This window comes from Sphingomonas beigongshangi (assembly GCF_016820445.1).
Lineage (GTDB): Bacteria > Pseudomonadota > Alphaproteobacteria > Sphingomonadales > Sphingomonadaceae > Sphingomonas > Sphingomonas beigongshangi.
Window position 1 is genome coordinate 41,212 of sequence record NZ_JADHDT010000008.1, and the last position, 18,785, is coordinate 59,996.

The following is an 18,785-nucleotide window of genomic DNA, read 5'->3' on the forward strand; positions in this document are numbered from 1 at the left end:
CCTGCCCGAGCGATGTCCAGACACGAGACTCAGGTTCGATGACCAGCCAGCATGCAATCCTGACGGCGGAGGCACATCGCAACCTCCGCATCCGTACCGACCGCGCCGCCGCCCTCGGCGACGCCCAGATGTGCTGCATCACCGTGCCGACCGAATTCCGCGCGGTGCAAAGCGAATATCCCATCCTCTTCCGCCTCAACGACACGCGCGACCGCTTCACCGCCTTTGCCATGTTCGGGTTCGAGAATGGGGAGAATCTCTATCTCGAGGGCGGGCGCTGGGACGCGCGCTACCGCCCGCTGGCGATGGACATCCAGCCGTTCCTGATCGGCGGCGCACCGGACGGCGAGGGCGCGAAACAGGTTCACGTCGACCTTGCCTCCCCCCGCATCGCCACGGGCGATGAAGGCGCGCGGGTGTTCGACGAACTCGGCCAGCCGACCCCCTATCTGGAACAGGTTGCCGAACAGCTCGGCGCGCTCGACGAGGGATATCGGGCATCCGCCGGCTTTTTCGCCGCCCTGCAGCGCCACGACCTGCTCGAACCCTTCACGCTGGAGGTGACGCTGGACGACGGATCGAGCAACCGCCTCGTCGGCTTCCACATCATCGACGAGGACAAGCTCGCGGCGCTCGATGGCAAGGCCCTCGCCGAACTCAATGCCGCCGGTCATCTGATGCCCATCTACATGGCGATCGCCTCGCTGGCGCATCTCGGCGACCTGGTTGCGCGGCGGAACCGGCGGATCGCGCATGGCTGAGGCCGATCCCGGACCGCTCGCGGGTCTTGCAGCGGTGGCCGAGGTCGCCATTGCCGACGCCGCCGAACTCGACGTCCGGTTGCGGACGGCACAGCAGCCGTTCGTCGTGCGCGGGCTCGCCGCCGGCTGGCCGCTCGTGGAGGCGGGCCGGCGATCCGGGGACGCGGCCCGTGCCTATCTGCTCGCCCATCACCGCGACAAACCCTTCACCGTCTCGGTCGGTCAGCCGGGCAGCGGCGGTCGGTTGTTCTACGACGATGCGATGGCGATGAATTTCCGCACGTTCGAAGCAAAGCTGCCGGAGATCTTCGCGCGCATCGCGGCCTTCGCCGGCAAGCCGGAGGCGCCGGTCGTCTATCTCGCCTCGATCGACGTGCATCAGTATTTCGAGGGGCTGCACGCCGCCAATCATGTCGATCTGGGCGATCGCGAGCCGCTCGCCAGCATCTGGATGGGGACGCGCACGCGCATCGCCGCGCACAACGACGTGCCCAACAACCTCGCGGTGGTGGCGGTCGGCCGGCGGCGCTTCACGCTCTTCCCGCGCGAGCAGTTCCGCAACCTCTACCTCGGGCCGGTCGACAATACCCCCGCGGGCCGGGCGGTCAGCATGGTCGATTTCAGCAATCCCGACCTCGTCCGCCATCCGCGCTTCGCGGAAGCGATGGCGCATGGCCAGGTCGTGGAGATGGCGCCCGGCGATGCGCTCTACATCCCCGCCCTCTGGTGGCATCATGTCGAGGGGCTCGAGGACTTCAACGTCCTCGTCAATTATTGGTGGCGCGAGACGCCGCGATGGATGGGCCAACCGCAGGAAGTCCTCAACCACGCGATGATGGCGATCCGCGATCTGCCGGCGGACGAGAAGGCGCATTGGCGCGACATGTTCGACTATTACGTCTTCGACAACGATGCCTCGGTCACGGATCATATCCCGGCGGGCGGCCGCGGGGTGCTGGACCCGATGACGCCCGAACTGGCTGCGCGGCTGCGCGGCTATCTCATGCGGGCGCTCAGCCGATGAGCGACGTCACGCCGCCCCGCATCGCGCCACGGCGCATCGTCGTTGCGGGCGGAGGCACCGCAGGCTGGATGGCGGCGGCGGCCCTGACCCGGACACTCGGGCGGACGGCGACCGTGACGCTCGTCGAATCCGACGCCATCGGCACGGTCGGCGTCGGTGAATCGACGATCCCGCCGTTGATCACCTTCAACCGCCTGCTCGGGATCAACGAGGCGGAGTTCATGGCCGCCACGCAGGCGACCTTCAAGCTGGGCATCCAGTTCGACGGCTGGAAGGGGCCGAACGACAGCTATTTCCATGCTTTCGGCCTGACCGGAAAGGACCATTGGGCGGCCGGCTTCCAGCATTTCTGGCTCGAAGGGCGTGCCCGCGGCCACGACCGGTCCTACGACGACTATTGCCTCGAACTGATGGCCGCGCGCGAGGGCAAGTTCGCGCACCTGCCCGACGACCGAATGAGCTACGCCTATCAGCTCGATTCGACGCTCTACGGCCGCTTCTTGCGCAAGATGGCGGAGGGCGACGGCGCCACCCGGATCGAGGGTCGCATCGCGCGGGTCGAGCTCGACGGCGAGAGCGGCGATATCGCGGCGCTCGTGCTCGATGACGGCCAGCGCGTCGCCGGCGACCTGTTCCTCGACTGTACGGGCTTTCGCGCGCTGCTGATCGAACAGGCGCTGCACGTCGGGTATGACGACTGGACGCACTGGCTTCCCTGCGACGCCGCGATCGCGGTGCAGACCGAGAGCGTGCGCCCGCCCGTCCCCTATACGCGCGCCATGGCGCATGACGCCGGCTGGCAATGGCGTATCCCGCTGCAGCACCGCGTCGGCAACGGCATCGTCTATTGCAGCCGCTACCTGACGCAGGACGCCGCGCTCGACCGCCTGCTCGGCAATGTCGAGGGCGCGGTACTCACCGAGCCCAACCGGCTGCGCTTCGTCACCGGCGCGCGGCGGAAGCAGTGGCATCGCAACTGTATCGCGATCGGCCTCGCCGGCGGTTTCATGGAGCCGCTGGAATCGACGAGCATCCATCTGATCCAGCGCGCGATCCTGCGCCTGATCCGGCTGTTGCCGCCCGGGCCGATTTCCGCGCACGACATCGCCGAGTTCAACGACCAGCAACTCACCGACATGGAGCAGATCCGCGACTTCCTGATCCTCCATTACAAGGTCACCGAGCGCCGCGATTCCGCCTTCTGGCGGCAGTGCGCGGCGATGGATATCCCCGACAGCCTCGCGCAGAAGATCGGCCTGTTCCGCGAGACGGGGCGGGTCTTCCGCCGCAACGACGAGCTGTTCGCGGAGAACAGCTGGATCCAGGTCATGCTCGGCCAGGGTCTGACGCCGCTCACCCATCACCCGATCGCCGCCAAGCTGCCCGACGACGAGCTCGCCCGCTTCCTCGACGGGTTGCGGCAGGGCGTGGAGGCGACCGTACGCGGCCTGCCGCAGCATGCCGCCTATGTTTCGCGCTATTGCGGCGCGGCACCCGCCTGATGCCGCGGCGTCGCCAGGCGGTGACCATCCGCCACGTCGCCGCCGATGCCGGCGTCTCCCTCCAGACCGTCAGCCGCGTCATCAACAAGGAGCCGAACGTCCGGCCCGAGATGATGGATCGGGTGCGCGCGTCGATCGACAAGCTCGGCTACGTGCCGTCGATCGCCGCACAGCGCATGGGCGGATCGCGCTCCTATCTGATCGTCGCGCTCAACGACCGCGATCGCACCATCGCGGACTGGCGCAACCGGCAGGGCGCCGACTGGGTCGACCAGATGATGCTGGGCGGCATGCTGACCTGCGCGGACCACGGCTATCGGCTGATCGTCGAACTCGTCGATACGCACAGCGACCATATCGCGCGCGAACTGATGGGCGCGATCGCCGCGTTGCAGCCCGACGGCGTCATCCTGACACCGCCGCATTCGGACAACCCGCAGATCACCGACCTGCTCGAGGCGCAGGGGATCAGCTTCGCCCGCATCGGCTCGCCCAAGCCGGGTCCGGGCTTTGCGGTGGCGATGGACGACGCCGGTGCCGCGCGCCTGGCGACGGAGCATCTGCTGGCGCTGGGCCATCGCCGCATCGGCTTCATCGCGGGACCGCCCGACTATGAGCTGAGCGGGTGGCGAATCGACGGCTGGCAGGCCGCGATGGCGGCGGCCGGTCTCGAGACGGAAAGCCTGCTGCTGCGCGGCGACTTCGGTTACGCCTCCGGTCGCGAGGCAGCGACAGGGCTGCTCGCCTCGGCCGCTCCCCCGACGGCGATCATCGCCAGCAACGACCAGATGGCGTTGGCGACGATGGAGGTGGCGCGGGAGCGCGGCCTCGCCGTTCCCGACGCGCTGTCGGTGGTCAGCTTCGACGACACTCCCATCGTACGCTTCGTCAGGCCGCCCCTGACGGCGATTGTCCAGCCGATCGCCGACATGACCGCACGCGCCGTCGACCTGGTGATCGCGGAAAAGGCGGGTCGCCCCACCTCCCCTGATCCCGTGATCTTCTCGGCGACCTTGGTCGTTCGCGGGTCGACCGGAAGACCCGGGGATCGCCGCTAGGGCGATCCCCGTCCGCGCAGCAGCGGGCGCGTACCCCCCCCAGGGTTCGTGCCGACCGGTGCACGGAAAAGTGTCCGGTCAGAGGATGAGCGGCACACGCCCCCGGAATTGCGATTCCGATGCCGGAATGAGGTCGAGACTATGGGATATATGCGCTGCGGCCGTCCAAAGCGCACAGGCATCTGCGAGCGCGAGCGCCTCTTCGAGCCGATCTTTCAACAGTTCGATTTCCCGACAACGTTGCATGAACCCCTCCACTACAATCGATTGCCTATAGGTTCGTTTTAAGGACTGAAATCTTTCCGCAATCTTACAACCCGACCCTAAATGGCGGATTCTACCCCTGCCGATCAGGGATTCGTGGTTAATTCGCGCCTTCTATTCAGAGGCTTACGTTCCGTATCGGGACACGGGACCCTATGGGGCGATCGAGCATCGGTCTGCGGCGCATGTTCGGCCGAGATGCGGCTGCGCTGCCTCCGCCATTCGCTGCCCCATCGCACGCGGTTCGATCCCGATGTATGGCGCGTCCCCATGATCCGCGTGACCGAACTCAAGCTGCCCCTGCACCATGCCGACGAAGCCCTTCCCGCCGCGATCATCCGCCGGCTTCGTATCACCCCGCGCGACCTGATCCGCTTCACCGTCGCGCGGCGCGGCCACGATGCGCGCGATCAGGCCGACATCCAGCTCGTCTATTCCGTGGACGTCGCGGTGAAGAACGAGGGCGCCGTGCTCGCACGCTTCCGCCGCGACCGCGACGTCGGACCGACACCCGATACCCGCTATCGGCCGCCGGCGCCGCCGCCGTCCGGCGCACAGCGGCCCGTCGTGATCGGCGCAGGCCCTTGCGGCCTCTTCGCGGCGCTGATCCTCGCCCAGTCAGGTTATCGTCCCATCCTGCTCGAGCGGGGCAAACTGGTGCGCGAGCGGACGAAAGACACCTGGGGCCTGTGGCGCAAGAGCGTGCTGAACCCAGAATCGAACGTCCAATATGGCGAAGGCGGCGCCGGCACCTTCTCCGACGGCAAATTGTACAGCCGCATCAAGGATCCCCGTCACCTGAACCGCAAGGTGCTGACCGAATTCGTCAAGGCGGGCGCGCCGGAGGAGATCCTGACGGAGGCGCACCCGCACATCGGCACCTTTCGCCTGGTGACCATGGTTGAGAGCCTGCGCGAAAGCATCGAGGCGCTGGGCGGTGAATATCGCTTCCAGACGCGCGTCGACGGACTGGACGTCCACACCGACGCCACCGGCGAGCGGCGTCTGCGCGGGCTGCACCTGCACGACGGATCGTATCTGGCGGCGAGCCATGTCGTCATGGCGATCGGCCATAGCGCCCGCGACACCTTCGCGATGCTTCAGGAGGCGGGTGTCTTCGTCGAGGCCAAGCCCTTCTCGATCGGCGTGCGGATCGAACATCCGCAAAGCTGGATCGACCGCGCACGGTTCGGACAGGATGCCGGAAACCGCATCCTGGGCGCGGCCGAATACCACATTTCGCACCATTGTTCGAACGGTCGCACCGTCTACAGCTTCTGCATGTGCCCGGGCGGCACCGTCGTCGCCGCCACCTCGGAAGAGGGACGCGTCGCGACCAACGGCATGAGCCAGTATTCGCGCAACGAGCGCAATGCCAATTCCGGCTTCGTCGTCGCGATCGATCCGGCCCGCGATTTTCCGGGCGACCCGCTCGCCGGTCTGGCGCTGCAACGGGACCTGGAGTCGCGCGCGTTCGTCGCGGGCGGCTCGAACTATCGGGCGCCGGCGCAGCGGGTCGGCGACTTCCTGGCGGGACGCCCGTCGACGAGCCTGGGCAGCGTCGTCCCCTCGTACCGCCCCGGCGTAACGCCGACGGACCTCGCCGCCTGCCTGCCCGACTTCGCCATCGCGGCGATGCGCGAAGCGATCCCCGTCTTCGGTCGCCAGATCGCGGGCTATGATCATCCCGACGTGGTGATGACGGGCGTGGAGACGCGCACCTCCTCCCCCGTTCGCTTCACCCGCGGCGACGACTTCCAGAGCGTCAACACGATCGGCCTGTTCCCGGCGGGCGAAGGCGCGGGTTATGCGGGCGGCATCCTGTCCGCCGCGGTCGACGGCATCAAGGTGGCAGAGGCGGTGGCGGCGAGCATGGCGGCATGACGCTGATCGCGTTCAACAAGCCCTATGACGTGCTCAGCCAGTTCACGGACCGGAACGCTGCGACGAGCCGCGCAACCTTGTCAGCCTATATCGACCTGCCAAACGTCTATCCGGCGGGACGGCTCGATCGCGACAGCGAGGGACTGTTGCTCCTGACCGACGACGGCCGGCTGCAGGCACGGATCGCAGACCCGAAGTTCAAGCTGCCCAAGACCTACCTCGTCCAGGTGGAGCGCGAACCGGACGCGGCGGCCCTCGCTGCCCTGCGTCGCGGCGTGATGCTGAAGGACGGCCCCACCCGCCCCGCCGAGGTCGAGCGGATCGACGATCCGGCGCTCTGGCCGCGCGTGCCACCGATCCGCGTCCGCGCCACCATTCCCGATTGCTGGCTGCGTCTGACGATCCGGGAGGGGCGTAACCGGCAGGTGCGTCGGATGACCGCGGCGGTCGGCCATCCGACCTTGCGGCTGATACGCTGGCGGATCGGCGATTGGACGCTCGACGGCCTCGCCCCCGGCGCCTGGCGCGTCGCGTGAAGATCTTCTTCGACGGTGGCCTGCGGCCCGCCGGCATGGAGACGGCGGTCGTCGCGGCGGGGCAAAGCCACATCCGATGCGACCTCGGCCCCGGCACCAGCATGGACGCCGAATGGCTCGCGCTGCTCGCCGCGGCGTCGCTGGCCGGGGCGCGCCAATGGGAAAAGGTGGTCCTGCTGGGCGATGCTGCGGCGGTGATCGCTCAGGCGAATGGGGACGTGCGCTGCCCGCCGGCCTATCGCCACCATCAGGCGGCCTACCATGCCCTGGGTGGCCGATGGCGCCTGCGCTACGTCAAGCGCACGCAAAATCTCGCCGGCATCGCGCTGGCGGCGCTGCACGGCCGGTAGGCCGTCGATGGCCAAACATGGCGTGCCGAGGACGTCTTTGTCATCATCCCGCCATGGCCCTGCCCCGGTTCGCCGCCTATGAACCGCGGCCATGGTCCGCTCGCTCGTCCGTGTCCTCGCGTCCGTCGCCCTGCCCGCCGCCCTCTTCGTTGCGCCCGTCGCGGCGAGCGCGCAGGGGAACAGCTTCGATCTGGCCGGCCCGGACGTCTCCGTCACCGTGCACCGGGGTGGCCGCTCGCTGCCGCTACCGCAGGTGCCCTCGCTCCAGCCCGGCGACCGCCTCGTCGCGCGGGCGCTGCTGCCGGCAGATCAGTCCGCACATTACGTTCTGATGGTCGCCTTTTTGCGCGGCGCGACGAACCCGCCGCCAAAGGACTGGTTCTATGCGGTGGAGAGCTGGCGGCGGAAGAAGAACGTGCTCGATATCGCGGTGCCGCAGGGCGCGCGCCAGGCGGTGCTGCTGCTCGCACCGCAGGCTGGCGGCGGCTTCGACTCAGTGCGCGACGCGGTGCGCGGCCGCCCCGGCATCTTCGTTCGCGCGGCGCAGGATCTGTACCAGGCTTCGCTCGACCGCGCCCGGCTCGACACCTTCGTCGACGCGATCGGCAGGATCGGCGATGCGGACCCCGAACGGCTGGGCAAGGCGGCGCCGGTGCTCGCCAACATGCTGCGCATCAAGTTCAACGCCGACTGTCTCGCCAGGCCGCGCGACCAGCAGGCGGAATGCCTGACGCAGAACCGCGACGACCTCGTCCTCAACGCCCAGCGCGGCGCGACGCTGACCGACACGCTGACCGGCGCACCCGTCGACCTCGCCTATCAGGTCGCGGCCACGCCCGAGGGGGGCGCCGGCTATTACAGTCCCTATATCGGCCTTGTGCGCGACGTGGCGAAGCTGTTCGGGGCGTTCCGCAGCGCGCAATACCAGTATCTGCCGACGCTGGCGCTCGGACGCGGCGAGGCAACCCATCTTCTGCTCAACAGCGCGCCTTCGTTCCAGAACCCGCGCTCGGTGCTGGTCGTGCCGATGCCGCCGATCGGTGCGGCGCCAGCGCCGCTCTGGCGGGCGGGCTCGGCCGCGCCGGTGTGCCTCGCGCGGCCGGACCTCGTCATGCCGATCGACGACGCGTCGCTGCTCTTCGCCACGCGATACGCGCGCGATCTCCGGCTGCACCTCGTCGGCGACGGCGGCCGCACGGCCGATCTGCCGGTCGTGCCGGACGCGGAAGGCGGCGGCATCCGCCTCGCGCCGGGCACCGCGCTGCCGGTGTCGGGTCCGATCCGCCAGGCGGTGTTGCAGGGCGAGTGGGGATTCGATCCGTTCACCGGGCCGCGCCTCCCCGTTCAATATGGCGGCGATGGCACATGGACGCCGCGACCCGATGCCACCGTCGTCGTCGGACGCGAACAGCCGCTGGTGCTGACCGGCGAGTCCTCCGCCTGCGTATCGCAAGCGACGCTGAGGCTTGCCGACGGCGAGACGCGACCCGTGCCGTGGAAGGCCGTCGCGCCCGATCGGGCCGAGGCGCAGCTGCCGCTCGCCGGTGCGAAGCCGGGCACGCTGTCGCTGGCGATCACCCGCTTCGGCACCACGGCGCCCGACACCATCACGCTGACCGCCCGTGCCGAGGCGAGCCGGCTCGATCGTTTCTTCATCCATCAGGGCGACCGGGCTGGCGTGCTGGAGGGCACCAGGCTCGACCAGGTCGCGTCGCTCGACCTGGGCGGGCGACATTTCGTCGCGACCACGCTCACGCGCGGGGACCGCGGCGATCGCCTGGACCTCGTCGCAGACGGGACCCCTGCCGCGACCGACGCGCGGACCGCCCTGGTCCGGCTGCGGGACGGCCGCTCCGCCAGCGTCGCCGCGATCATCGCCCCGGCGCGCCCCGCCGCGACGATCGTCCACCGCGCGGTGACCGCGCCGGCCCAGCCTGCGACGCTGCCGATCGTGCTGCCCGATGGCGTCATGCCGGTGGACGGCACGCTCGCCGTGTCGCTCCGCCTGGCCGGGGGCACATCGACCGAGGATGCGATCGAGGTCGCGTCGGACGACGCCGCCGCGACGCTGACTGCCGCGTCGGGTGCGATCCAGCGGGTCGGCGACGATATCGCCGTGGCCCGCTTCGTGCCGCGATCGCTCCTCGGCGCCACGGCTTCGGGGGCGCTGCGCTACCGCGTACGGCGGGGGGATGCGACGGGGGATTGGCAGCCGCTCGTCCAGACCGTGCGACTGCCGGTCCTGACCGGCCTATCCTGTCCTGACACGACCGGCGAGTGCACGCTGGCCGGGCGCGACCTGTTCCTCGCCACCGCGGTCGGCGATACGCCCGACCTCGCAAAGGCGGTGGCGCTGCCGCCCGGCTTCGTCGGCAGCTCGGTCGCCGTACCCAGACCCGCCGGCCACGCGCTCTACATCCGGCTGGCCGATGCACCGGGCGCCATCGCGACGGTATCCCTCCCCTGACGCGTTCCCCGCGCGCGATTGACCCCGCGGCGGCGCGATATATAGTCAGACATAACAAGTGCCGGCTGGCGACGGGGGGAGCGAATCCGATGGCTGCTATGTCTCGTCGCACTTTGCTGGGCGGGATGGCCGCGACCCCCGCCCTGCCCACGCTGGCGTCCGCGTCTGGGGCGGCGACCGCTGCGCGCCCCCTGGCGCCGACTCCGCCGATGGGGTGGAACAGCTGGAACAGCTTCGCCGTGACCATCACCGAGGCGCAGGCACGCGACACGGCCGCGATCATGGCGCGCCTGCTTCGCCCCGCCGGCTACGACATCTTCACGATCGATCATCAATGGTATGACCCGCGCGCGAAGGGCTATGCCTACAACGCCGATATCGTGCCGGTGATGGACGGCTTCGGGCGGTTCCAGCCCGACCCCGTGCGCTTCCCTTCGGCCGCGGGCGGCACGGGCTTCGCGCGCCTCGCGCGTGACATCCATGCGATGGGGCTGCGCTTCGGTATCCATCGCATGCGTGGCATCCCGCGCGCGGCGGTGGCGGCGAACCTGCCGGTGTTCGGCACCCAGTATCGCTCGCGCGACATCGCGGATACGTCGAGCACCTGCTCGTGGAACGTCGACATGTACGGCGTCGACATGACCAGGCCGGGCGCCCAGGCCTATTACGACGGCGTCTTCGCCGAATATGCCCGCTGGGGCGTCGATTTCGTCAAGGTCGACGATCTCAGCCGTCCCTATGACGCGCACGCGCCGGAGATCGAGGCGATCGCCCGCGCGATCGACCGTAGCGGGCGGCCGATGATCCTCAGCATGTCGCCCGGCGAAACCCCGGTGGTGCGCGGCGACCACGCCCGCCGCCATGCGCAGATGTGGCGCATCTCCGACGATTTCTGGGACGACTGGAGCCTGCTGGAGGCGCAGTTCGTCCGGCTGGAGAACTGGAACCCCTATATGGGCGACGGCCGCTGGCCCGACGCGGACATGCTGCCGCTCGGCCGGCTGGCGATGGGACAGCGCGACACCCGCTTCACCCCCGACGAGCAGCGCACGGTGATGACCCTGTGGTCGATCGCGCGCTCGCCGCTGATCATGGGAGGCGACCTTCGCCACCTCGACGCGGCGACGACCGCCCTGCTGACGAATCCGGAGGTGATCGCGGTGAACCAGGCCTCGCACGCCAACCGGCCCCATTTCGTCGAGGATTATACGCGCATCTGGTCGGCCAAGGCGCCGAACGGCGACACCTATCTGGCGCTGTTCAACACGGGCAAGGATGCGCGCGAGATCACCCTGCCGCTGGCCGCCATCGGCATGCGGCGCGCCGCAGTGCGCGACCTGTGGGCCCGGCGCGACGACGGCATGGCAAATGGCAAGGTCGAACGACGGATTCCGCCGCACGGCGCCGGCCTGTACCGCCTGACGCGCGCCTAGGCGCGAACCGGAACGATTCATCCGGAATGAAGCAATCAATTGGAAAATCGCGTTTTCTGCCCGGGCAGTTAACGCGTCCTTGAGCATTTTGCCGCCACATCCCGACCCCGGAATGACAACCGAACCAGGGGTGGGGCTAGATTGATGCGTAAGTGGGGGTATTTGCTCGCGGCGACGGCATGTGCGGCATTCGTGGCGCCGGCGAGCGCGCAGGGTCTGCGCGGAACGCTGCCGACGGGCAAGGAGACGGACAAGGACAAGGCGAAGGCGGAAGCGGTCTCGAAGAACACGTCCGACATCATCGTCACGGCGACGCGGCGGTCCGAGCGGCTGTCGAACGTGCCGATCGCCGTCAGCGCCTACGGCACCGCGGCCCTGCAGAATTCCGGCGCGACCGACATCCGCCAGATGGCGCAGCTGGCCCCCTCGCTCATCGTTTCGTCGACCGGCTCCGAGGCCAACGCCACCGCGCGCCTGCGCGGCATCGGTACCGTCGGCGACAATCCGGGCCTCGAAAGCTCGGTCGCGGTGTTCATCGACGGCGTCTATCGCAGCCGCACCGGCTCCGGCCTCAACGACCTGGGCGAAGTCGAGCGGATCGAGGTGCTCCGCGGCCCGCAGGGGACGCTGTCCGGCCGCAACTCATCCGCCGGCGCGATCAGCATCTACACCAAATATCCGTCCTTCGACTTCGGCGGCTATGGCGAGGCCAGCTACGGCAACTACAACGCCGTCCGCCTGGCGGGTGCGCTCACCGGTCCGATCGTCAAGGACAAGCTCGCCTTCCGGATCGACGGCGTGTTCGGCAAGCGCGACGGCTTCTACCATGACGTCACGAACAACACCGATTACAACGACCGCAACCGCTATTTCGTCCGCGGACAGCTCTTCTACAAGCCGTCGTCGACCTTCTCGGTCCGCCTGATCGGCGACTATACCTATCGCAACGAAAAGTGCTGCGGCGCCGTCTATATCGACACGCGCGAGAAATTGGATCCGACGCCCGGCGTTCCCGGTGACTTCACGATCAACCCCAACGGCAACCGCATCGTCCAGATCCTGCAGAGCCTCGGCGGCGTGCTGCCGAGCGCGGGCGATCCCTACAACCGCCAGATCGCGAACACGCCCGGTCGCGCCTACGCCAACGTGACGAAGGATTATGGCGGCTCGGCGCGCATGGGCTGGAACATCGGTCAGGTCCAGCTGATCTCGATCACCGCCTATCGCGAATACAAGGCCGGGGGCGCTGCGGACATCGACTATGGCAATGTCGACATCGGCTATCGCCCGGACGACGGCAATGCCTATCGCCAGTTCCACACCTTCACGCAGGAAACGCGGCTCAGCGGCGGCCTGTTCAACAACCGGCTCGACTGGCTGGTCGGCGGCTATTACGCGCACGAGAATCTGGAGGTCGTCGACAACCTCAAGTTCGGCTCGCAATACGGCGCCTTCGCCGCCTGCCGCATCGTCGCGACGATCAACCCGCTCGCCGCGCTGCGCAATCCCGCCAATCCGGGCTGCCTGGGCAGCACGCCGGTGGCGGCGCTCGGCGGCGCGACCGGACGGCAGGCGATCACCGCGGGCGTCGGCGCGGCCGTCGTCGCCGGCATCGACCGGCTCAGCACCGTCAACAACGTCGGCAGCCTGCGCGACGTCTACGATCAGACGAGCAGCAACTACGCCTTCTTCACGCACAACATCTTCAAGATCACCGACACGCTCAGCGTGACCGGCGGCCTGCGCTACACCAACGAGCACAAGTCGCTGAACGCCAGCTTCAACAACAACAACACGGTATGCCCGGCGCAGCAGGCGGCGCTCAGCCCGCTGCTCGCCAGCGCGGCGGTGCCCGCGGCGCTGAAGCCGCTGATCGGCGGGATCATCACGCTGACCTGCACCGGCAACTCGACGTCGGCGCTGACCGGCGTGCCCATCAAGGACTCGATCCGCGAGGGCCAGTTCACCGGAACCGGCGTCCTGTCGTGGAAGCCGGCGCCCAGCACGCTGCTCTATGCGTCCTACGCCCGCGGCTACAAGGCGGGCGGCTACAATCTCGACCGGTCGGACCTGTCGGCCACCGTGTTCGCGACGCCGACCGCGTCGAGCGCCAGCAACCTGCGCTTCGATCCCGAGACGGTTCAGGCGTTCGAGGTCGGCATCAAATACGCGACGCCGAAATTCACCGCGAACCTCGCCGCCTTCCGCTCGGCATTCAAGAACTTCCAGCTCAACACCTTCAACGGCACGAACTATATCGTCCAGAACATCGGGTCGTGCAGCACGCCGCTCAACGGTGCGGATCAGGACGATTCGGCGGCGACCGGCGCCTGCACCGGCAAGGTGAAGGCCGGCGTCGTCACGCAGGGCTTCGAGCTCGAGGCGGGTGCCTATCCCGCCCCCGACCTCGCCTTCAACCTGGGCTACACCTACGCGCACACGCAATATCGCAACGATCTGGTCGGCAGCGATGCCGGCGAGGCGCTCAACAACGCGCTCTTCCTTCTGCCCGGCAGCCAGATGTCGAACGCGCCGCGCCACACGGTCACCACCTCTGCGACCTTCACGCCGCGGATCGGATCGAACGGGCTCACCGCGCTCTTTTATGCCGATGGGCGCATGACGAGCGACTACAACACCGGCTCCGACCTGTTCGCGGAGAAGATCCAGGACGGCTATGTCCTGGTCAACGCCCGCGTCGGCATCCGCGGCCGCGATCAGCGCTGGGCGATCGAGTTCTGGGGCCAGAACATCCTCAACACCAACTACCAGCAGGTAGCCTTTGCAGCGCCGTTCCAGGGCGCCGGAAGCCTGTCGCAGGTCGCCCGGTTCGGTTCGCCGACCTATGCGGCCGGCAATGCGATCTTCGCCTCGTTCCTTGCCGAACCGCGGACCTACGGCGTGACGCTGCGCTCGCGCTTCTGATCCCGACCTTCCAGAACGGACATCCCTGATCCCATGAAGATCCCGCGCAAGCTCGGCCTTTCCTTCCTCGCGATCAACGCCTCGGCGGCGATCGTCATGCTGGTGCTGCTCGGCACCATCCTGATGATCGACCGCACCACCGAGCAGAACAACGTCAGCCAGACCATCTATGCCAAGGCGCTGACGCTAGAGACCGCAATCCTGCGCCAGAACAGCCAGTTCCGTGGCTTTCTGGTGACGGCGGATCCCAGCTACCTGAAGTCCTACGACGAGGGCCGCACCGAGTTCGATCAGACTGCGGTCGAACTCCAGCGGATGCTGACCGATCCTGTCCAACTGGCCCAGGTGCGCGAGGCGGTCGCCGAGACGCACAAATGGCGCAGCAACTGGGGCGACCGGCTGATCGGCTGGGTCAAGGCCGGCCGGCGTGAAGACGCTCAGGCGGCGGTACGCGGGGCCGGCGCCGCGGTACTGGTCAGCAAGGTCGCGCTGCCGCTGCGCGATCTGCGCTCGACGGAGACCGAGCGCATGGCGCGCAATGCAGCGCGTCAGGACAGTGCCATCCTGGCCTCGCTGGTGGCGCTCGCCGTCGGCGGCATCGCGTTGATCGGGGTCGCGATCAGCCTGTCCATGCTGCTGAGCCGCCAGATCGCGCGGCCGATCACCACGCTGACGCAGGCGATGGCGACGCTCGCCGCAGGGCGGCACGACATCGCCGTCGAGGCGGCGACGCGGGCGGACGAACTGGGCGACATGGGACGCGCCGTCGAAGTGTTCCGCGACACGGCCGCCGCGAAGGTCGCCGATGACGCCGATCGGGCAAAGGCGATGACCGCGATCGGCGGCGCATTGCATCGCCTGTCGGACGCGGATCTCACCGCGCGGATCACCGACGTACCCGTCGCCTTCCGCAGCCTGTCCGACGACTTCAACAGCGCGACCCAGAGCCTGTCGCGCGTGCTGGGCGACGTCAGCCACAGCGTTCGCACGATCAAGCTGAATTCGGGCGAGATCCATCATGCCGCCCTCGATCTCGCGCAGCGTACCGAGCAACAGGCTGCCGCCTTGCAGGAATCGGCGGCCGCGCTGGACGAGGTGACGCGCTCGATCCGGGACGATGCCGGCGCCGCGACGCAGGCGAGCACCGCCATGGCGCAGGCGCACGACGAAGCGCAGCATGGCGGAAACATCGTGCGCGAGGCGATCGGGGCGATGAACGGCATCGAACAAGCCAGCAACGAGATCGCCGCGATCATCAGCCTGATCGACGGCATCGCCTTCCAGACCAACCTGCTCGCGCTCAACGCCGGCGTCGAAGCCGCCCGGGCGGGAGAGGCCGGCAAGGGTTTTGCCGTCGTCGCCAGCGAGGTCCGCGCGCTTGCCCAGCGCTCCGCCGATGCCGCGACGGAAGTGAAGACGCGCGTCGGCGCCGCCTCCACCCATGTGAAGGCGGGCGTCGCGCTGGTCGACCAGACCGGCCAGGCGCTGGCCCGGATCATCGAACGGGTCGCCGCCGTCAGCGCGGCGGTGGAGGCCATCGCCCGCTCGTCGGATCATCAGGCGACGAGCCTTGGCCAGATCAACGTGGCGATCGGCGAGATGGACGGCATGACGCAGCAGAATGCCGCGATGGTCGAGGAAACCTCCGCCGCGTCGCGACGTCTCGTCGAGGAAGCGGAAGCGCTCGCCGCCTCGGTGGCGACCTTCGTCGTCGACGAAATGCCGGCGGCGGCGCCGGTCACCCGGCCCGCGCGCCTCGCGCCGCCCGTTCGCAGCGCCCAGCCGGCACGTCGCGTTGCCAATGGCGATTGGGATGTGTTCTGACGCGCACGTGACGATGACGATGGATGATCCTGCGACCGACGGTGCCGCCGCTGCGATCCCGCTGACACGGCAGGCCGCGGCGGTGGCGGCGATGGGATCGCCCTTCGTCGCCACCGTGCTCGAAACCTGCGCGCGACAGATTCACCGCGCGCCGCGCACGGCCGCGCTTATCGCCGATTGGCCGCGCGACACCGCTTCGGACGCGCTGGCGATGCGGCTGAACGCGGCGTTGCATGCGCTGGCCCTGCGCGGCACGATGCCCGCGCTGTCGGCGTTCTACGCCGCACGCTGGGGCGATGCCGATCGCGTCATCGGCGAAGCGCTGGCTGCCGCCGACGCGTTCATCGCGGGGTGGATGCGCGAAACGCCGCAGACCAACGAGGTCGGTCGCGCCGCCGCGATAATGGCGGCGATCATGGCGTTGCGCGACGCGCACGACATGCCGTGCGAGCTGCTCGAACTCGGCAGCAGTGCCGGGCTCAATCTGAACCTCGCGCGATATTCCTATGACCTGGGCGGCGTGACGGCGGGCGATCCCCTATCCGCTGTCCGGATCGCACCCGCATGGCACGGCGGCACCCCGCCCGCGTGTCCCGTCGCGATCGCCGGGGCGCGGGGTGTCGACCGGCATCCGCTCGATCCGCGCGACGCGAACGCCCGCGAGCGGCTGATGGCGCACGTCTGGGCGGATCAGGCGGACCGGGCCGCACGCCTCGGCCACGCGCTCGACATGGCCCGGACCGATCCACCCCGGGTCGACCGCGGCGACATCACGGACTGGCTGCCATTGCGCCTCGCCGAGCCGCAAGCGGCCGGCGTCTGCCGCGTCGTCTTCCACTCCATGGCCCTGCAATATCTGGACGAGCCGGCGCGCGCGCAGGTCGACGATCTGATCGCGGGTCACGGGCGTCGCGCGACCGTGGATCGTCCTCTCGCCCGCATCGGCTTCGAATGGACACAGGCACGGGACGCGGTCCACCTGACGCTGACCTGCTGGCCGGACGGACGGCCGCGGCATCTGGCGACCTGTCACGCCTATGGTGCGTGGATCGACTGGCACGGTGGCGGGGAAACCAACGCCGGATGACGCGTTCCGCGCCTTCGCATGGAGGAAGGCGCATGAGGATCGGTTTTCTGGGGCTGGGCCAAATGGGCCATGCCATGGCCAAGAATCTGGTCGAGGCAGGCCATGACGTCACCGTCTGGAACCGGTCCCCGGGCAAGGCGGACGACCTGGTCGCGGCGGGCGCCACCCGCGCCGAACGCCCGGTCGATGCCGCGCAGGGCGACGTCGTGATGAGCATGCTCGCGGACGACGCGGCCGTGGAGGCGGTCGTGTTCGGCGACGGGGGCATAGCGGGCGCGCCGGCGCTCCATGTCGGCCACAGTACGATCAGCGTCGATCTCGCCGAGCGCCTCGCCGCGTCGGGCGCCTATGTCGCCGCGCCCGTGTTCGGTCGCCCGCCAGCGGCGCAGGCCGGCAAGCTGTTCGTCCTCGCGGCGGGCGATCCCGGCCTCGTCGAACGGTGCGTGCCGCTGTTCGACACGATCGGACAACGCACCTTTCGCATCGGCGCCGCGCCCGCCACCGCGAACCTGGTCAAGCTCAGCGGCAACTTCATGATCATGGCGGCGGTCGAGGCGATGGCGGAAGCGATGACGCTCGCCGAAAAGGGCGGCGTCGACCGTCACATGCTGCTCGAGGTGCTGACCGGCACGCTGTTCGGCGCGCCCGTCTACCAGACCTATGGCACGATATTGGTGGAAGATCGCTTCCGCCCCGCGGGCTTCGCCGCGCCGCTCGGGCTGAAGGACATGACCCTCGCCGACGCCGCGGCGACGCGCTACCGCGCGCCCATGCCCCTGCTCGGCATCGTCCGCGACCATCTGCGCGCGACGATCGCCGTCGAGGGGGAGGATGTCGACTGGGCCGGGGCCGCCCTCGCGGTGCGGCGCGGCGCCGGCCTATAGACTTCACGGCTTGGCAATCACGCCGTAACAGCGACGGTCGTGGCGCAGCGACGACGACGATCACCCCGGAGAAGCAGCGCGGCCGATCGCTGGCTGTTGCTTGTCCTCGTCGCCGGGTTCGTCGCGGTCGGCATCGGCCTCGTCGGGCCATGGCCGGCACCACGACCGCCGGCGACGCGGCCGCTGACGATGGCGGAGGCCCGCGCATCGAATGCCGCGATACCCATCGATGCGGGTCGGCGGCTCGCCGCGCTGCCCTATCGCTTTCGCGGCGGCACCGCCGAGCGGGCGCAGGCGGTCGACTGTCTCGCCACCGCCGCACTGTACGAGGCTGGGGACGATGTCAGCGGGCAGCGCGCGGTGATCCAGGTCGTCCTCAACCGCGTGCGTGCGTCTGGTTTCCCCAAGACGATCTGCGGCGTCGTCTATGCCGGATCGACGCGCGCGACGGGCTGTCAGTTCTCGTTCGCCTGCGACGGGTCGGTCTCCCGCAGGCCCATCCACCTCGGCTGGGCGGGCGCGCGGCTGGCGGCGCGGCGCGCCCTCTCGGGCCACGTCTATGCCGCGGTCGGCCGCGCGACCCATTACCACACCGACTGGATGGTGCCCTATTGGCGCGATTCCATGGTCAAGGTCGGCCGCGTCGGAACCCATCTCTTCTACGTCCGCACCTAATTTCGACCCAGCGAGGCTGATAACCCGCGACGCCGTCTCTCACCCGTCCACCCACGCAGAAAGGGGCGACGCCGCGCGCCGCCCCTCCGTCTCTGCCGCTGGTCGGCCGGT

General features: G+C 68.9%; 14 protein-coding genes. All 14 read left to right on the forward strand.

The features are described 5' to 3' along the window. Positions 1-38: 38 nt before the first annotated feature. The 14 genes from IQ292_RS14765 to IQ292_RS14830 all read left to right on the forward strand — a co-directional run bounded on the left by IQ292_RS14765 (position 39) and on the right by IQ292_RS14830 (position 18,674). A complete protein-coding gene (locus IQ292_RS14765) occupies positions 39-761 on the forward strand; it encodes a SapC family protein (RefSeq protein WP_203311087.1) in 723 nt (240 codons plus the stop codon). Continuing rightward, positions 754-1,785 (forward strand): cupin-like domain-containing protein, encoded by a 1,032-nt coding sequence (locus IQ292_RS14770; RefSeq protein ID WP_203311088.1) that lies wholly within the window; start codon positions 754-756, stop codon positions 1,783-1,785. Before IQ292_RS14765 ends, IQ292_RS14770 begins: the two co-directional genes overlap by 8 nt. Beyond that, entirely contained in the window at positions 1,782-3,287 is a 1,506-nt protein-coding gene (locus tag IQ292_RS14775; RefSeq protein ID WP_203311089.1) for a tryptophan halogenase family protein, read from the forward strand. Before IQ292_RS14770 ends, IQ292_RS14775 begins: the two co-directional genes overlap by 4 nt. Further along, on the forward strand, positions 3,287-4,345 hold the full coding sequence (locus IQ292_RS14780) for a LacI family DNA-binding transcriptional regulator (RefSeq protein ID WP_203311090.1): 1,059 nt from the start codon (positions 3,287-3,289) through the stop codon (positions 4,343-4,345). The genes IQ292_RS14775 and IQ292_RS14780 overlap by 1 nt, the downstream gene beginning before the upstream one ends. A gap of 534 nt (positions 4,346-4,879) precedes the next feature. Then, positions 4,880-6,493, forward strand: coding sequence for an NAD(P)/FAD-dependent oxidoreductase (locus IQ292_RS14785; protein ID WP_203311091.1), 1,614 nt, complete (start codon positions 4,880-4,882; stop codon positions 6,491-6,493). Continuing rightward, a complete protein-coding gene (locus IQ292_RS14790) occupies positions 6,490-7,029 on the forward strand; it encodes a pseudouridine synthase (protein WP_203311092.1) in 540 nt (179 codons plus the stop codon). The genes IQ292_RS14785 and IQ292_RS14790 overlap by 4 nt, the downstream gene beginning before the upstream one ends. Further along, positions 7,026-7,379: a hypothetical protein gene (locus tag IQ292_RS14795; protein ID WP_287979587.1), complete on the forward strand. Its 354-nt coding sequence runs from the start codon at positions 7,026-7,028 to the stop codon at positions 7,377-7,379. The genes IQ292_RS14790 and IQ292_RS14795 overlap by 4 nt, the downstream gene beginning before the upstream one ends. 91 nt (positions 7,380-7,470) lie before the next feature. Beyond that, positions 7,471-9,846, forward strand: a complete 2,376-nt coding sequence (locus IQ292_RS14800) for a hypothetical protein (protein ID WP_203311093.1) — start codon at positions 7,471-7,473, stop codon at positions 9,844-9,846. An 89-nt stretch (positions 9,847-9,935) separates the two neighbouring features. Further along, positions 9,936-11,279, forward strand: coding sequence for a glycoside hydrolase family 27 protein (locus tag IQ292_RS14805; protein ID WP_420853705.1), 1,344 nt, complete (start codon positions 9,936-9,938; stop codon positions 11,277-11,279). Positions 11,280-11,423: 144 nt separating this feature from the next. Beyond that, positions 11,424-14,204 (forward strand): TonB-dependent receptor, encoded by a 2,781-nt coding sequence (locus IQ292_RS14810; protein WP_203311094.1) that lies wholly within the window; start codon positions 11,424-11,426, stop codon positions 14,202-14,204. 33 nt (positions 14,205-14,237) lie between these two features. After that, positions 14,238-16,028: a methyl-accepting chemotaxis protein gene (locus IQ292_RS14815; RefSeq protein ID WP_203311095.1), complete on the forward strand. Its 1,791-nt coding sequence runs from the start codon at positions 14,238-14,240 to the stop codon at positions 16,026-16,028. A gap of 19 nt (positions 16,029-16,047) precedes the next feature. Then, positions 16,048-17,115 carry a DUF2332 domain-containing protein gene (locus IQ292_RS14820; protein WP_238941133.1) on the forward strand — a complete coding sequence of 356 codons (1,068 nt, stop codon included), beginning with the start codon at positions 16,048-16,050 and terminating at the stop codon, positions 17,113-17,115. A 32-nt stretch (positions 17,116-17,147) separates the two neighbouring features. Next, positions 17,148-17,999 carry an NAD(P)-dependent oxidoreductase gene (locus IQ292_RS14825; RefSeq protein WP_203311097.1) on the forward strand — a complete coding sequence of 284 codons (852 nt, stop codon included), beginning with the start codon at positions 17,148-17,150 and terminating at the stop codon, positions 17,997-17,999. 96 nt (positions 18,000-18,095) lie between these two features. Next, the gene (locus tag IQ292_RS14830) at positions 18,096-18,674 is read left to right on the forward strand and encodes a cell wall hydrolase (RefSeq protein WP_238941134.1); all 579 of its coding nucleotides are present in this window, start codon (positions 18,096-18,098) and stop codon (positions 18,672-18,674) included. The last annotated feature ends 111 nt before the right edge of the window (positions 18,675-18,785 follow it).

Excerpts from the sequence above, each read along its gene's own strand:
- IQ292_RS14765 (WP_203311087.1), top strand. The coding sequence starts at position 39 with ATGACCAGCCAGCATGCAATCCTGACGGCGGAGGCACATCGCAACCTC.
- IQ292_RS14770 (WP_203311088.1), top strand. The coding sequence starts at position 754 with ATGGCTGAGGCCGATCCCGGACCGCTCGCGGGTCTTGCAGCGGTGGCC.
- IQ292_RS14775 (WP_203311089.1), top strand. The coding sequence starts at position 1,782 with ATGAGCGACGTCACGCCGCCCCGCATCGCGCCACGGCGCATCGTCGTT.
- IQ292_RS14780 (WP_203311090.1), top strand. The coding sequence starts at position 3,287 with ATGCCGCGGCGTCGCCAGGCGGTGACCATCCGCCACGTCGCCGCCGAT.
- IQ292_RS14785 (WP_203311091.1), top strand. The coding sequence starts at position 4,880 with ATGATCCGCGTGACCGAACTCAAGCTGCCCCTGCACCATGCCGACGAA.
- IQ292_RS14790 (WP_203311092.1), top strand. The coding sequence starts at position 6,490 with ATGACGCTGATCGCGTTCAACAAGCCCTATGACGTGCTCAGCCAGTTC.
- IQ292_RS14800 (WP_203311093.1), top strand. The coding sequence starts at position 7,471 with ATGGTCCGCTCGCTCGTCCGTGTCCTCGCGTCCGTCGCCCTGCCCGCC.
- IQ292_RS14805 (WP_420853705.1), top strand. The coding sequence starts at position 9,936 with ATGGCTGCTATGTCTCGTCGCACTTTGCTGGGCGGGATGGCCGCGACC.
- IQ292_RS14810 (WP_203311094.1), top strand. The coding sequence starts at position 11,424 with ATGCGTAAGTGGGGGTATTTGCTCGCGGCGACGGCATGTGCGGCATTC.
- IQ292_RS14815 (WP_203311095.1), top strand. The coding sequence starts at position 14,238 with ATGAAGATCCCGCGCAAGCTCGGCCTTTCCTTCCTCGCGATCAACGCC.
- IQ292_RS14820 (WP_238941133.1), top strand. The coding sequence starts at position 16,048 with ATGGATGATCCTGCGACCGACGGTGCCGCCGCTGCGATCCCGCTGACA.
- IQ292_RS14825 (WP_203311097.1), top strand. The coding sequence starts at position 17,148 with ATGAGGATCGGTTTTCTGGGGCTGGGCCAAATGGGCCATGCCATGGCC.